At 69.4% G+C, this 14,433-nt stretch carries 14 protein-coding genes; 8 read left to right on the top strand and 6 right to left on the bottom strand.

Going from position 1 to position 14,433, the window contains the following annotated elements; all coding sequences use genetic code 11:
• Positions 1-2: 2 nt before the first annotated feature.
• From W7S_RS05455 to W7S_RS05445, 3 genes are all read right to left on the bottom strand, one after another.
• On the bottom strand, positions 3-737 hold the full coding sequence (locus tag W7S_RS05455) for an RDD family protein (protein WP_008254318.1): 735 nt from the start codon (positions 735-737) through the stop codon (positions 3-5).
• A 111-nt stretch (positions 738-848) separates the two neighbouring features.
• Positions 849-2,255 (bottom strand): cystathionine beta-synthase, encoded by a 1,407-nt coding sequence (locus W7S_RS05450; protein WP_008254315.1) that lies wholly within the window; start codon positions 2,253-2,255, stop codon positions 849-851.
• Positions 2,256-2,290: 35 nt separating this feature from the next.
• Positions 2,291-3,358 (bottom strand): alpha/beta hydrolase, encoded by a 1,068-nt coding sequence (locus W7S_RS05445; protein ID WP_008254313.1) that lies wholly within the window; start codon positions 3,356-3,358, stop codon positions 2,291-2,293.
• A 245-nt stretch (positions 3,359-3,603) separates the two neighbouring features.
• Between W7S_RS05445 and W7S_RS05440 the strand changes: the two genes are divergently transcribed.
• Together W7S_RS05440 and W7S_RS05435 are read left to right on the top strand one after the other, a co-directional pair.
• The gene (locus tag W7S_RS05440) at positions 3,604-4,566 is read left to right on the top strand and encodes an SGNH/GDSL hydrolase family protein (protein ID WP_085976477.1); all 963 of its coding nucleotides are present in this window, start codon (positions 3,604-3,606) and stop codon (positions 4,564-4,566) included.
• 93 nt (positions 4,567-4,659) lie between these two features.
• A complete protein-coding gene (locus W7S_RS05435) occupies positions 4,660-5,877 on the top strand; it encodes an acetyl-CoA C-acetyltransferase (RefSeq protein ID WP_008254309.1) in 1,218 nt (405 codons plus the stop codon).
• A gap of 197 nt (positions 5,878-6,074) precedes the next feature.
• Here the strand turns inward: W7S_RS05435 and W7S_RS05430 are convergent, their stop codons facing one another.
• On the bottom strand, positions 6,075-6,926 hold the full coding sequence (locus tag W7S_RS05430; RefSeq protein WP_026071427.1) for a Bax inhibitor-1/YccA family protein: 852 nt from the start codon (positions 6,924-6,926) through the stop codon (positions 6,075-6,077).
• A 226-nt stretch (positions 6,927-7,152) separates the two neighbouring features.
• Here W7S_RS05430 and W7S_RS05425 point away from each other — a divergent pair, with 226 nt between their 5' ends.
• Genes W7S_RS05425 through W7S_RS05410 form a run of 4 tightly spaced genes read left to right on the top strand, consistent with a single transcriptional unit; the run spans position 7,153 to position 11,425 of the window.
• The gene (locus tag W7S_RS05425; protein ID WP_008254290.1) at positions 7,153-8,190 is read left to right on the top strand and encodes an enoyl-CoA hydratase/isomerase family protein; all 1,038 of its coding nucleotides are present in this window, start codon (positions 7,153-7,155) and stop codon (positions 8,188-8,190) included.
• 13 nt (positions 8,191-8,203) lie between these two features.
• Entirely contained in the window at positions 8,204-8,986 is a 783-nt protein-coding gene (locus W7S_RS05420; protein WP_008254287.1) for an enoyl-CoA hydratase, read from the top strand.
• Positions 8,987-8,994: 8 nt separating this feature from the next.
• Positions 8,995-10,767, top strand: a complete 1,773-nt coding sequence (locus W7S_RS05415; RefSeq protein WP_008254285.1) for an alpha/beta-hydrolase family protein — start codon at positions 8,995-8,997, stop codon at positions 10,765-10,767.
• 4 nt (positions 10,768-10,771) lie between these two features.
• On the top strand, positions 10,772-11,425 hold the full coding sequence (locus W7S_RS05410; RefSeq protein WP_008254283.1) for a TetR family transcriptional regulator: 654 nt from the start codon (positions 10,772-10,774) through the stop codon (positions 11,423-11,425).
• 196 nt (positions 11,426-11,621) lie between these two features.
• On the opposite strand, the gene W7S_RS05405 is transcribed toward W7S_RS05410, so the two are convergent.
• Both W7S_RS05405 and W7S_RS05400 read right to left on the bottom strand, forming a co-directional pair.
• Entirely contained in the window at positions 11,622-12,059 is a 438-nt protein-coding gene (locus W7S_RS05405) for a rhodanese-like domain-containing protein (protein WP_008254281.1), read from the bottom strand.
• The gene (locus tag W7S_RS05400; RefSeq protein ID WP_008254278.1) at positions 12,056-12,670 is read right to left on the bottom strand and encodes a cysteine dioxygenase; all 615 of its coding nucleotides are present in this window, start codon (positions 12,668-12,670) and stop codon (positions 12,056-12,058) included. Before W7S_RS05400 ends, W7S_RS05405 begins: the two co-directional genes overlap by 4 nt.
• A gap of 175 nt (positions 12,671-12,845) precedes the next feature.
• Here W7S_RS05400 and W7S_RS05395 point away from each other — a divergent pair, with 175 nt between their 5' ends.
• Positions 12,846-13,241 (top strand): lipoprotein LpqV, encoded by a 396-nt coding sequence (locus W7S_RS05395; RefSeq protein ID WP_008254276.1) that lies wholly within the window; start codon positions 12,846-12,848, stop codon positions 13,239-13,241.
• Positions 13,242-13,341: 100 nt separating this feature from the next.
• Entirely contained in the window at positions 13,342-14,412 is a 1,071-nt protein-coding gene (locus W7S_RS05390) for a patatin-like phospholipase family protein (protein WP_170320553.1), read from the top strand.
• The last annotated feature ends 21 nt before the right edge of the window (positions 14,413-14,433 follow it).

Below are 14,433 nucleotides of genomic sequence, written 5' to 3'. Positions count from 1 at the left end.
GCCTAGGTGACCGGCGGCCTTTCGGTCCCGTCGATCGGCAGGCACACGGTCGTCATGATCTTGTCCGCCAGCGTCTGACGCTTCGAATCCCACAGCGGGAAAAGGAAACCGATGAAGCAGATGATCGCGTCGACGAAGTGCGCCAGCGCCCGCACCACGGACAGGCCGAAGCCCAGGGGTTGGCCGGTGACCTCGCTGACCACTTTGAATTTCATCACCGATTTGCCGACGCTCGACCCGGTCGTGCCCTGCTGGTAGCCGTAATTCCAGATCAGGTAGAACAGCCCGACGATCGACGCCAACCACTGCGCCACCATGCCCAGGGTCGAATTCTGGGTGGCGCAGTACTGGTTGACGGCGTACTGGGTGACGTCGGTGATGCAGGCCGTCTGCTGCGTGGCGAGCAGGATCGCGGTGCCGATGCCGTGCACGACGACGTACGGGAGGATGTCGATGACGAACGCCAGCGCGCGGGTGAGCCACGGCGTGTACTCCTGCGTCGGCAGGGTCCGGATCGCCGGTCCCGGCGGCGGCGGCGCGTAGCCCCCGGACGACGGCGGCGGTGGCGGGTAGGACCCGCCGGGCGGCGGTGGCGGCGGGGGGTAGGAACCGCCGCCGGGCGCCGACGGAGGCGGCGGGAACTCCTGACCGCCGGACGGCGGCTGTTGCCCACCGGATGGGCCGGGCGACGAGGGGGGCGGCGGGTAGGCGCCGCCGGGCGGCGGTTGATCGGTCATGGGCAACCTTCCACTGCGGAACAGCCGGACATCTCGCTGGATTAGCCGAATTACCGTACCTGAGCGTTTCACGGACGGGCGAGACGCGCATCACCCGCCGAGCGCGGCGAACTACCGGCGTCCGCTCAGTCCACGGGGCGCCTCGGAGAGGAAGCCCAGCAGGTCATAACGGGTGATCACGCCGACCGGTTTGCCCTCTTCGACCACCATCAACGCGTCCCAGTCCCGCAACGCCGTGCCCGCCGCGCTGATCAGCTCGCCCGCGCCGATCATCGGCAGCGGCGGGCTCATGTGCTGGGCGACCGCGTCGGCCAGTTTCGCCCGGCCCTCGAACACCGCCGACAGCAATTCGCGTTCGGAGACGCTGCCGGCGACCTCCCCCGCCATCACCGGCGGCTCGGCGCCGACCACCGGCATCTGGGACACCCCGTACTCGCGCAGGATGCCGATGGCGTCGCGCACCGTCTCCGACGGGTGGGTGTGCACCAGGTCGGGCAGCGCACCGGACTTGCGGCGCAACACGTCGCCGACCCTGGACTGCTCGGTGGACCCGTCGAGCCGGCCGCGCAGGAACCCGTACGACGACATCCAGGCGTCGTTGAAGATCTTCGACATGTAGCCCCGGCCCCCGTCGGGCAGCAGGACCACGACGAGCGCGTCGGGTCCGGCTTGCTCGGCGACGCGCAGCGCGGCGACCACCGCCATCCCGCACGACCCGCCGACCAGCATCGCCTCCTCGCGGGCCAGGCGCCGGGTCATGTCGAACGAGTCGGAGTCGGACACCGCGATGATCTCGTCGGGCACCGTGCGGTCATAGGCCTGCGGCCAGAAGTCCTCGCCGACGCCCTCCACCAGATAGGGCCGGCCGGTGCCGCCCGAATACACCGAGCCCTCGGGGTCGGCGCCGATGATGCGCACGGCCCCGTTCGATATCTGCTTGAGGTAGCGGCCCGCGCCGGTGATCGTGCCGCCGGTGCCGATGCCGGCGACGAAGTGGGTGACCTTGCCGTCGGTGTCGGCCCAGATTTCCGGGCCGGTGGTGGCGTAGTGGCTGGCCGGGCCTTCCGGGTTGGCGTACTGGTCCGGTTTCCACGCGCCCTCGATTTCGGTGACCAGCCGGTCGGAGACGCTGTAGTAGCTGTCCGGGTGGTCGGGGGGCACGGCCGTCGGGCACACGACCACCTCGGCGCCGTACGCGATCAGCACGTTGCGCTTGTCCTCGCTGACCTTGTCCGGGCAGACGAACACACACTTGTACCCGCGGTGCTGGGCGACCAACGCCAGCCCGACGCCGGTGTTGCCCGACGTGGGTTCGACGATCGTGCCGCCGGGCCGCAGCGCTCCGCTGGCTTCGGCGGCGTCGATCATCTTGACCGCGATCCGGTCCTTCGAGCTGCCGCCGGGGTTGAGGTATTCGACCTTGGCCGCCACGATGCCGGCACCGTCGGGAACGACGGAGTTCAGGCGCACCAGCGGCGTGCCGCCGATGAGGTCACTGATGTGCTGCGCGATCCGCATGCGTCACATCGTCTCAGGCGGTTTCGCGCGGCGCGCTACTCGGTGGCCTCGCGGATGTAGTCGCCGATCTGGCGCAGCGAGCGCACGGCCTCCGGCACCATCGGCGCGGCCAGCTGGAAGTCGTGGATCTGGCCGGGCCACACCCGCACCTCGGCCGGGGTGCCGACGGCGGCCAGCCGGCTCGCCGCCAACCGCGCGTCGTGCAGCAACACCTCGGAGCCCGAGACGTGAATCAGCGTGCGCGGCAGGCCCGGCTTGATGTGGTCCAGCGGCTCGTAGATCTCCTCGGCTTTGCCGTCGACCTTGTTCTTTCCGGCCGCGGCGGCAACGAGCTCGGCGAGGGCATCGAAGGCCCCGGCGGAGAACATCGCGTCGGTGTCGATGTTGGGGTGGGCCTGCTTGGGTTCCTTCGCCAGCTGCAGCAGCGGCGAGATCGCCACCAGCGCCGCGGGCTCCTCGCCTTCCTCCTGCAGGCGTTGTGCGAGCGTGAGCGCCAGGTACCCGCCCGCGGAATCGCCCGCCAGCACGATCTGGTCGGCTTGGTAGCCGCGCAGCCGCAGCCATCGGTAGGCGTCGTGGCAATCCTCGATCGCCATGCCCACCGAATTCTTGGGCAGCAGACGGTAATTGACCACCAAGATGGGCGCGTCGGCGAACTTGGAGAGGGCTTCGACGAGCCGGCCGTGCGAGTTTGCCCCGCAGGTCAAAAACGCGCCGCCGTGGAGGTAGACGACCACGCGGCGGCTGCCGTCGGCGGGAAGCACGCCGGGCGCGCGCACCAGTTGCGCCGAGGCGTGCGGCAACTTCACCGTCTCGCGGACGGTGGCCGACGCCGGGATCAGCACCCGGGCGGTGAGGTCGATGAGGCCCCACGGCCACGGCAGGTTGGGGACGTGGCTGCCGACGGTCAGAATCGGTCGGATCGTCAGCCGTGACGTCAGGTTGGCCAATCGCGCAGCAACGCTGGGGCCGGATTCGAGGACCTCGACGGGCGCGCCGTCGCTGATCGCGAACTTGCGCGTCCGGGCGCGACGGGCTTTGAGGACATCATGGGCACGAACGGTGGCCTGAGGCGACCCCGATACCTTGCTAGGTGCGGTCATGCTCAACACTTCCTACGCCGTTGTAGTGCGATACAGCATGTGACGAGGCTGTTGAGCGTCTGGTTCGACCGTTTGCCAAAGCGCTCAGCCATCCCCTTGTTCTCAGCTTGACAGCCATCGCTTAGTGCAACGTATGAAATCTCTGAGTTGATACCAGTTTTGCTTCGCACCGTGATCAGTTCGTTTTTTCGCACCGGCCGCGCAAACTCCGCAGCGGCCCTAAACTTGAGTGCGTGACCATTCGGGTGCCACGCCGGTCGGCGATCGCCCTGGCCACAGCGGGCGCGCTGGCCTCGACAGGAACCGCCTACCTGGGGGCACGCAGTCTGTTGGTCGGCCAGGCGTCCCACGCGCGCACCGTCATCCCCAAGGCGTGGGACATCCCGCCCCGCGCCGACGGCGTGTACACGCGCGGCGGTGGGCCCGTGGAGCGGTGGCGCCGCGGGATGGCGGCCGACCTGCACCTGATGATCTTCGGCGATTCGACCGCCGCCGGATACGGATGCATGAGTGCCGACGAGGTGCCGGGGGTGCGGATCGCGCGCGGCCTGGCCGAGCAGACCGGCAGGCGAATCCGGCTGAGCACCAAGGCCATTGTGGGCGCCACCTCGAAGGGCTTGTGCGGCCAAGTCGACGCCATGTTCGTGGCCGGCCCCCCGCCGGACGTGGCGGTGATCATGGTCGGCGCCAACGACGTCACCGCGCTCAACGGGGTGAGCCAGTCGGCGCAACGGCTGGGGTTGGTCGTCCGCAAGCTGCGCGCCCGGGGCGCCGTGGTGATCGTCGGCACCTGCCCGGATCTGGGCTTCATCAGCGCGATTCCGCAGCCGCTGCGGTCGCTCGCGCACGAGCGTTGCCTGCAACTCGCCCGCGCCCAGACCGCGGCGGTCCGCTCGGCCAGCGGCGTGCCGGTGCCGCTGGCGCAGCTGATGGCGCCGCAGTTCCGGGCCACGCCCGACGCGATGTTCTCCGCCGACGGCTACCACCCGTCGGCGCCCGCCTATGCGCTGGCCGCCGACGCGCTGCTGCTGGCCCTGTGCGACGCGCTCGGCGAGAAGGTGGAGCGCCCGCCGCTGAGTCCGCCGGTGCCGCCGGCGGAGCCGGTCCTGGGGCAGCGCCACACGCGGGCGAGCGTGATGTCGCGGCTGTGGCGGCGCCCGGCACCCGGACCTGCCCCGTCTTCGTGCCCCGAGGTCGGCAGCGACTAGATTTGTCTTCGCCCGTCGGCGTGGGCCCACCGCCCGATGATGAAGCGAGCCAGCCCCATCTGTGGGATCTGCAGGGATCTGAAGGGAACCACCATGCCTGAAGCCGTCATTGTCTCAACTGCTCGCTCGCCGATCGGCCGCGCGATGAAGGGGTCGTTGGTCAACATGCGCCCCGACGACCTGACCGTCCAGATCGTGAAGGCCGCGCTGGACAAGGTCCCCGCCCTGAACCCGCACCAGATCGACGACCTGATCCTGGGCTGCGGGCAGCCCGCCGGTGAATCCGGATACAACCTGGCGCGAGTCATCGCCGTCGAGCTCGGCTTCGACTTCCTGCCGGGCACCACCGTCAACCGGTACTGCTCGTCGTCGCTGCAGACCTCCCGGATGGCGTTCCACGCGATCAAGGCCGGTGAGGGCGACGCGTTCATCTCGGCGGGTGTGGAAACCGTGTCGCGGTTCGCCAAGGGCAGCGCCGACTCGTGGCCGGACACCAAGAACTCGCTGTTCGCCGAGGCCCAGGAGCGCTCGGCCGCCGCGGCCGAAGGTGCCGAGGAGTGGCACGATCCCCGCGCCGACGGCAACCTGCCCGACGTGTACATCGCGATGGGGCAGACCGCCGAGAACGTCGCCTTGCTGACCGGCATCAGCCGCGAAGACCAGGACCACTGGGGAGTGCGCAGCCAGAACCGCGCCGAGGAGGCGATCAAGAGCGGGTTCTTCGAGCGGGAGATCACCCCGGTGACCCTGCCCGACGGCACCACGGTGAGCACCGACGATGGCCCCCGCCCCGGCACCACCTACGAGAAGATCAGCCAGCTCAAGCCGGTGTTCCGGCCCAACGGCACGGTGACCGCGGGCAACGCCTGCCCGCTGAACGACGGCGCGGCCGCGGTGGTGATCACCAGCGACACCAAGGCCAAGGAGCTCGGCCTGACGCCGCTGGCGCGGATCGTGTCCACCGGGGTCAGCGGCCTCTCCCCGGAGATCATGGGCCTGGGCCCGATCGAGGCGACCAAGAAGGCGCTGGCGCGGGCCAAGCTGTCGGTCAGCGACATCGACCTGTTCGAGATCAACGAGGCGTTCGCCGTCCAGGTGCTGGGCTCGGCCCGCGAGCTGGGCATCGACGAGGACAAGCTGAACGTGTCCGGCGGGGCGATCGCGCTGGGCCACCCGTTCGGCATGACCGGTGCCCGCATCGCCACCACGCTGCTCAACAACCTGCAGACGCACGACAAGACGTTCGGCCTGGAGACCATGTGCGTCGGCGGCGGGCAGGGCATGGCGATGGTGATCGAGCGGCTCAGCTGAGCCGCTCGTCGTTGGGTGCGTCCCGGCTTTGCGTGTGAAACCCGGGCTTTGAGTGTGAAGCCTGGGCGGCGACACGCCGAGCCAGCGCACCGCTGGTTCACTCTCGACGCCGGCGCTTCACACTCAACGGCAGTGCACGAGGACCGCAGACAAAAAACCGGCACGCCCATCGGCGTGCCGGTTTTCGTGTGGCAGAGCTAATCGTTTTGTAGATAGCTGAGCAGGCGCAGGATCTCGATGTACAGCCAGACCAGCGTCACGGTCAGGCCCAGCGCGATGCCCCATGCCGCCTTCTCCGGCGCACCGGCGCGGACCATCTGGTCGGCCGCGTCGAAGTCGATCAGGAAGCTGAACGCCGCGATGCCGATGCACACCAGCGAGAAGATGATCGCGAGTGGGCCGCCGCTGCGCAGGCCCAGGCCCGCGCCGCCGCCGACACCGAACATGGCCAGCACGAAGTTGCCGAGCATCAGGGCCAGCACGCCGAACAGGGCGGCGACCACCATGCGGGTGAACTTGGGCGTGACCCGGATGGCGCCGGTCTTGTAGACGACCAGCATGCCGAAGAACACCCCGAAGGTGCCCATGACGGCCTCCCCGATCAACACGCCGGCGTTGGCGTTCGACACCGAGAAGTGGGCGAAGACGAACGAAAGCGCTCCCAGGAACAGACCCTCGAGTACGGCGTAGCTGAGCACGATCGCCGGGCTGTCCTGCTTGCGACCGAAGGTCGCGACCAGCACCAGGCCCAGGCCGCCGAGCGCGCCGATCAGGGTCAGCGGCATCGCCAGCGCGAGGTTCGAGACCACCAAGAAGTAGGAGACGACGGCGGAGGCCGCCAGCACGGCCAGCGTGATGCCGGTCTTGGTGACGACGTCGTCGATGGTCAGGGGGCGCGAAGGCCGGGCCTCCTGGTACGGGGCCTGGTAGGGAGCCGCATAGGGGTCGGCCTGGTAGCCCTGCATCGGGGCCGCGCCAGTGCCGAATTGCGCGTATCCGCCCCTCTGCTTAGGCAGCGAACGAAATACCGGGTTGCTTGTCTCCCGCACCGTCGGATCCTCTCTTATTGGCTTCGAGCTGTGCGAACACCATCTCAACGATCAGCGGTCCACCCAGGTTCCCAGCCGAGCTGGGCATTTTGCGGAGTTCTCGAGCCTTGGAAGGCTTAAGCCGTTGTCGTCGCGTTAAACATAACCCTTACCCGCGCATACCGCGCCGGTCGTGACGATCTAGATTTCTTCCTCGAGGCTGGACCGGCGCGAGGGAGGCTAAGGCGTGACCGACGGATCCGATGAGGTTCTCACCGAGGTTGACGGAAGCGTCGGCTTGATCACGCTCAACCGGCCCAAGGCGATCAACTCGCTGAACCAACGGATGGTGGACGATCTGACCGCCATCCTCACCCGCTGGGCCGGCGACGTGGCGGTGCGCGCGGTGGTGCTCTCCGGCGCCGGTGAACGCGGACTGTGCGCGGGCGGCGACGTGGTCTCGATCTACCACAGCGCGCGCAAGGACGGGGCGGAGGCGCGACGCTTCTGGCGCGACGAATATCTGCTCAACGCCCAGATCGCCGACTTCGCCAAGCCATACGTCGCGGTGATGGACGGCATCGTGATGGGTGGCGGTGTGGGCGTCAGCGCGCACGCGAACACCCGGGTGGTGACCGACACCTCCAAGATCGCCATGCCCGAGGTCGGAATCGGCTTCATCCCCGACGTCGGCGGGGTTTACCTGCTGTCGCGCGCGCCCGGCGGCCTGGGCCTGCACGCCGCGCTGACCGGGGCGCCGTTCTCGGGAGCCGACGCCATCGCCATGGGCTTCGCCGACCACTACGTGCCGCACGCCGACATCGAGGCGTTCCGTCGGGCGATCGTCGGGGACGGCGTCGAGAACGCGCTCGCCAAATACACCGTCGAACCGCCACCGAGTGAACTTGCCGCACAACGCGATTGGATCGACGACTGCTTCGCGCGCGACACGGTCGAGGACATCGTCGCGGCCCTCGCGGGCCACGGCGCGGGCCCGGCGAACGACGCCGCCAACCTGATCGCCACCCGCTCCCCCATCGCGTTATCGGTGACGCTGGAGGCGGTACGCCGCGCGGCCGAACTGGAAACGCTCAAAGACGTTCTCGTTCAGGACTATCGGGTGTCCTCGGCGTCGCTGCGCTCACACGACCTGGTCGAGGGAATTCGCGCGCAGCTGATCGACAAGGATCGCGATCCCAAGTGGTCGCCGGCGCAGCTGGCCGCCGTCACGGCGGCCGATGTCGAGGCGTATTTCACCCCGGTCGACGACGACCTGAGTTTCTAGAAAGGCGGCCCAGATGACAGACACGCAGTACGAGACCATCCTCGTCGAGCGCGAGGAGCGCGTCGGCATCATCACGCTGAACCGGCCGAAGGCCCTCAACGCGCTGAACACCCAGGTGATGAACGAGGTCACCAGTGCGGCAGCGGATTTCGACGACGACCCCGGCATCGGCGCGATCATCATCACCGGCTCGGCCAAAGCGTTCGCCGCCGGCGCCGACATCAAGGAGATGGCCGAGCTGACGTTCGCCGACGCCTTCGGCGCCGACTTCTTCGCCCCCTGGGGCAGACTCGCCGAGGTCCGCACCCCGACGATCGCCGCGGTGGCCGGGCACGCGCTCGGTGGCGGCTGCGAGCTGGCCATGATGTGCGACGTGCTGATCGCCGCCGACACAGCGAAATTCGGCCAGCCCGAGATCAAACTCGGTGTGCTGCCCGGCATGGGCGGCTCGCAGCGCCTGACCCGCGCCATCGGCAAGGCCAAGGCAATGGACCTCATCCTGACCGGGCGCACCATCGACGCCGCGGAGGCCGAACGGAGCGGGCTGGTTTCGCGCGTGGTGCCCGCCGACGACCTACTGACCGAGGCGAAGAAAGTCGCGACCACCATTTCGCAGATGTCGCGGTCGGCGTCGCGGATGGCCAAAGAGGCCGTCAACCGCGCGTTCGAATCCACGCTGGCCGAGGGGCTGCTCTACGAACGCCGACTGTTTCACTCCACTTTCGCGACCGAGGACCAATCCGAGGGGATGGCGGCCTTCGTCGAGAAGCGCGCGCCGAACTTCACCCACCGCTAGGACGCACCATGAGCGAACCCGGCTCCGCGACCAACGTCGACACCGGCGACAAGCCGGCGGACGACGTCGAGGAATCCGCGGTCGCCGTTTCACAGGCCCCGCCCGCCCCGCGGGCCGGGCGCGCCGCCCCCACCCTGCCGTGGACCGAAAAGCCTTGGTGGGTGCGGCATTACACATTCACCGGTACCACGGTCGGCCTGGTCTTCATCTGGCTTTCGCTGACGCCCTCGCTGCTGCCGCGCGGCCCGTTGTTCCAGGGACTCGTCAGCGGGCTCTCCGGCGCCATCGGCTATGGGCTGGGCGTCTTTTCGGTCTGGTTGGTGCGGTTCATGCGGGAAAAGGATCACAGCCCGCCGCCGGCACGCTGGGCCTGGAAGGTGCTGATCCCGATCGGTGTGGTCGGCCAGGTACTGATGGCGATCTGGTTCCACGTGTGGCAGGACGACGTGCGCGACCTGATGGGCGTGCCACATTTGGAGTGGTACGACTACCCGCTGTCGGGAGTCCTCTCGCTGGTGGTGCTGTTCACGGTGGTCGAAATCGGCCAGTTCACCCGCTGGTTGGTCCGCTTCCTGGTCGGTCAGGTCGACCGGTTCGTGCCGTTTCGGCTCTCGGCGACCATCGTGGTCGTCACGCTGGCGGTCCTGACCGTCACCGTGCTCAACGGCGTCGTGCTCAAGTTCGCCATGCGCACCATGAACGACACCTTCGCCTCGGCCAACAACGAGATGAACCCCGACAGCGCGCCGCCGAAGACCGCGCTGCGCTCCGGCGGACCGGAGTCGCTGGTGTCGTGGGAATCCCTTGGCCACCAAGGGCGCGTCTTCGTCGAGGGCGGTCCCAAGGTCGGCGATCTGACCGCGTTCAACGACGCCCCGGCGACCGAACCGATCCGGGCGTATGCGGGCCTGAACTCCGCCGACGGCATCACCGCGACCGCCGAACTCGCCGCGCGCGAGCTGCAGCGCACGGGCGGGCTGCGGCGCGCGGTCGTCGCGGTCGCGACCACCACCGGCACCGGCTGGATCAACGAGGCGGAGGCCACCGCGCTCGAGTACATGTACAACGGCAACACCGCGATCGTCAGCATGCAGTATTCGTTCCTGCCGAGCTGGCTGTCGTTTTTGGTGGACAAGGAGAACGCCCGGCACGCCGGCCAGGCGCTGTTCGAGGCCGTCGACCGGCTGATCCGCCAGATGCCGGAAGCCCAACGCCCCAAGCTGGTCGTGTTCGGTGAGAGCCTCGGCTCGTTCGGCGGCGAGGCGTCGTTCATGAGCCTGAACAACGTGCTCGCCCGCACCGACGGCGCCCTGTTCAGCGGGCCGACGTTCCAGAACACCATCTGGACCGACCTCACCACGACACGCGACCCCGGGTCCCCCGAATGGCTGCCGATCTACGACGACGGCCGCTACGTCCGCTTCGTGGCCCGCGCGGGCAACCTGGCGCGCCCGAAGGATCCGTGGGATCACCCGCGGGTGGTCTATCTGCAGCACGCCTCGGACCCGATCGCCTGGTGGACCCCGGACCTGGTGTTCAGCAAGCCCGACTGGTTGCGGGAGCGGCGCGGCTATGACGTGTTGCCGCAGACGCGCTGGATCCCGGTCGTCACCTTCCTTCAGGTGTCGGCGGACATGGCCGTCGCGGTGGACGTCCCCGACGGGCACGGTCACCGTTACGTCGCCGACGTCGCCGACGGCTGGGCGGCGGTGATGTCGCCGCCCGGGTGGACACCGGAGAAGACGGCCCGGCTGCGGCCGCTCCTGCACGCCGAAGGCTAGCCGGGTGGGCCGGGAACCGGTGTCCGGGATTCAGAAGCGGCGCGGTAGACGCCAGGGCGAGCCGGTATCGCGCGACGCGGTCCTTCGCGCGGCGAAGCGGCAGTTCGCCGCCCATGGCTACGACAAGACGACGCTGCGCGCGATCGCCGACGATGCGCGAGTTGATCCTTCGATGGTTCTCTATCTCTTCGGCTCGAAGGCGGCATTGTTTCGCGAATCGCTGAAGCTGGTGCTGCCCGCTGACCTGCTGACGACCGAGATCGCACGCAACGACGACGATCTGGGCTGCCGCGTAGTGCGGGCCTACCTGGGTATCTGGGAGCAGCCCGACACGGCCTCGAGCATGGCGTCGATGGTGCGGTCGGCGACGTCGAACGGCGACGCCAACGACGCGTTTCGCGGATTCCTGCACGACTACCTGCTCACCGCGGTGTCCAGCGCTTTGGGCGGTGGAGATGAGGCGCGGCTGCGCGCAACGCTGGCCGCGACCAACCTCGTCGGCACCGGAATGCTGCGCTACGTCATGCGGGTGCCTCCGCTGTCGTCGCTCGGGGTCGACGAGGTGGTCGGGTTGGTGGGGCCGGCGGTGCATCGGTTCTTGACCGCACCCGCCGACGAGCTGGGGCTGGACCCGACGTCGCAATCAGCCGACGGTTAGCGATTAATTCAATCGTTATTGAAATTTGCTCGTAGGCCCGCTAGAGTTCTGCGCCGGGGGGCCGACGAACGGAGTCCTCATGTCACGTCTAGCCGCGAAACTCGTCGTTGCGGCGGTCCTCGCACTCACCGCCGTCACCGCGGCCGCGTGCGTTCCCAGTGCCGAATCACCCGTCGGGGTTGCAGTTAACTAGCGGCTAGATCCAGCGGCGGGCGCCGGCGGCCGTGTCGGCCAACGGGGCGTCGGACGCACCGCCGGCCAGCTGGGTGAGCACGCCCGCGCCGGCCAACGCGTGATACCCGCCGATGACGTCGGTGGCGCGGTGCAGGCCGATGTCCAGCAGCGCGGCCGCAGCCAGGCTGGACGTGTAGCCCTCCGAGCACAGGATCACCCATTCGACGTCGTCACCGACGGCTTCGGGCAGTTTGGCGTCGCTGGTGGGGTCGCAGCGCCACTCCAGGACGTTGCGTTCGATCACCAGCGCCCCGGGCACCTCCCCCTCGCGGAACCGCTGGGCCTGGGGCCGGATGTCGACGAGCACCGCGCCGCGCCGCAGCGCGTCGGGCACTTCGGTGGCGGGCAGGCGGCGATACCGGCGCCGGGCGGACCTCAAGACGACGTCGATGCGGCTCACGGCGATCCTTCCGGCTGGTCGGTCAGTTCGGTGCGTTGCCGGCGCAACGTGTTGCGGTCGGTGATGTCGTAGTACGACATGGCGGTCAGGGGCGGCGAGTACGCGTGCACGCTCAGGGTCGGCTGCGCCGGCCCGGCGCTCGCACCCGGCAACCCCGTGACCGGCACGGTGACCGGCCGCGGCGCCCAGACCACGTCGTGCACCCAGCCCAGCGGGAACCCGGCCTGGTCGCCGGCGTCGAGCCGACGGCGCCGCAAAGCCCTTCCGTCCCAACGGTATTCATTGAGCGAGCCGGAAACGACGGTCAACGCACCCAGCGAGCCGCCGTGGTCGTGCAGCTCGGTCGGATGGCCGGGCACCCAGCTGATCAGCCAGACGTCGAGTTCCTCGTCGCCGTGGATGCGGGTGAACCAGCGCTGCGACTCCGGGATGCCGCCCTCGGGCAGCAGGTGGTCGCAGCGCCCGCTGAGCACGTCGTCGGCGGCCTGGTCGGTCGCGTGCAACAGGTCGGGCACCCGCAGCGGGGTCGGGCCCGCGGACGGGGACGAGAGGGTTCGTGGGCGCGTGACCGCGGCGGTGACGGGCGCTGCCCCGGCAAGGGACAAAGTCATGGGGGGAACTCCAGAGCGAAAGAGGATCGAACGGGCGGCGGCGTGTTACGGCCGACAACACTCGCAAAATCCGAAGCGCTCCATCACGGCAGCCAGTGTTGCATAGATTGAGACCGTGCGCTGGCGCGGTGGTCGACCCCGGCGGCGGGGCGCGGCGGTTGCCGCGGCCCCTGTAGTGGGCGTCCTGCTGGCGGTCGCGGGCTGCTCGCAGGGCGGCCAGCACGGCCCACCGGCCCCCTCGTCGGCGCCGCAATCGGACAGCGCCGGCGGCCCGGGCTCGGTGCCGGCGGGCGCCATCGGCGTGTCCCCCGGCGGCGTGACCACCAGGGTCGACGTCCCCGCACACTCGACCGAGGAGGAGTACTACCAGGCCTGTCACGCCGCAAAAGTGTGGATGGATGGCCAGCCCAGGACCGGCGCGTCGCTGTTCGAGCCCTATCTGGCCATGCTGCAGGCGTCGCCGTCGGGCACCGCGGGCAGCTGGAACGCCCCCTGGTCGAAGCTGACCCCGGCCCGGCAGGCCGCCGTGATCGTCGCCGCGCGGGCGGCGGCCAACGACGAGTGCGGGTAGCGCCGCGCGCGGGCGCCCTCCCCCGCGGAGTAATTACGATCACGGCTGAAAAAAGTCCGCGCGCGGCCCGCTGAGGACCCCCCCCGCGCAAAATGGTGGGGTGCCTGACGAACTTTCGCGTCGCTCGGCACCGACTCGGGTGGCACTGGCGCTCGGCAGCGGTGGCGCCCGCGGCTACGCGCACATCGGGGTGATCGAGGCGCTGCGCGAACGCGGTTATGACGTCGTCGGCGTCTCCGGCTCGTCGATGGGCGCGCTGGTCGGCGGCCTGCACGCGGCCGGGCGGCTCGACGAGTTCTCCGAGTGGGCGAAGTCCCTGACCCAGCGCACCATCCTGCGGCTGCTGGACCCGTCGATCAGCGCGGCCGGCGTGATGCGAGCCGGAAAGATCCTGGACGCGGTGCGCGACATCCTGGGCCCGGTCGCCATCGAAGACCTGCGGATCCCGTACACCGCGGTGGCGACCGACCTGCTGGCGGGAAAGTCGGTGTGGTTTCAGCGCGGCCCCCTCGACGAGGCGATCCGGGCGTCGATCGCCATCCCGGGGGTGATCGCGCCGCACGCGGTCGACGGGAGGCTGTTGGCCGACGGCGGCATCCTGGACCCGCTGCCGATGGCCCCGCTGTCGGCCGTCAACGCCGACCTGACCATCGCGGTGAACCTGTCCGGCAGCGAGGCGATCACCACCCGGGAAGCGGAGCCGGGGGCCACCGCCGAATGGTTGACCCGCATGCTGCGCAGCACCTCCGCGCTGCTCGACACGGCCGCCGCCCGCTCGTTGCTCGACCGGCCGACCGCCCGGGCGGTACTGAGCAGGCTGGGCGGGCCGGGCGGCGAGCCGGATGACTGGTCGGACAACCCCGACGAAGAGCCGTCACCGGCCGACGCTGTCGCCGGCGAGCTGGCCGCCGCGGTGTCCGACGTGCCGAAGTTGGGCAGCTTCGAGGTGATGAACCGGACGATCGACATCGCGCAGGCCGCCCTGGCGCGTCACACGCTGGCGGTCTACCCGCCCGACCTGCTCATCGAGGTTCCGCGGTCGACGTGTCGGGCCCTGGAATTTCACCGGGCGGTGGAGGTGATCGCCACCGGCCGAGCGCTCGCGGATGACGCCCTGGACACGCTGGAAGCCGGGCGCGACGACGCCGCCCCGCCCGCGATCGATCGCTAAAGGTTTTGTGCGGCAACCAAA

The organism is Mycobacterium sp. MOTT36Y (assembly GCF_000262165.1).
Lineage (GTDB): Bacteria > Actinomycetota > Actinomycetes > Mycobacteriales > Mycobacteriaceae > Mycobacterium > Mycobacterium intracellulare.
Note: the sequence above shows the minus strand (reverse complement) of the source record. Positions and strands in the feature narration are given on the sequence as shown.

Bases quoted from the DNA above. Each gene is read 5' to 3' on its own strand.
- W7S_RS05450 (WP_008254315.1), bottom strand. From the start codon at position 2,255: ATGCGGATCGCGCAGCACATCAGTGACCTCATCGGCGGCACGCCGCTG.
- W7S_RS05420 (WP_008254287.1), top strand. From the start codon at position 8,204: ATGACAGACACGCAGTACGAGACCATCCTCGTCGAGCGCGAGGAGCGC.
- W7S_RS05415 (WP_008254285.1), top strand. From the start codon at position 8,995: ATGAGCGAACCCGGCTCCGCGACCAACGTCGACACCGGCGACAAGCCG.
- W7S_RS05445 (WP_008254313.1), bottom strand. From the start codon at position 3,358: ATGACCGCACCTAGCAAGGTATCGGGGTCGCCTCAGGCCACCGTTCGT.
- W7S_RS05435 (WP_008254309.1), top strand. From the start codon at position 4,660: ATGCCTGAAGCCGTCATTGTCTCAACTGCTCGCTCGCCGATCGGCCGC.
- W7S_RS05455 (WP_008254318.1), bottom strand. From the start codon at position 737: ATGACCGATCAACCGCCGCCCGGCGGCGCCTACCCGCCGCCCCCCTCG.
- W7S_RS05400 (WP_008254278.1), bottom strand. From the start codon at position 12,670: ATGACTTTGTCCCTTGCCGGGGCAGCGCCCGTCACCGCCGCGGTCACG.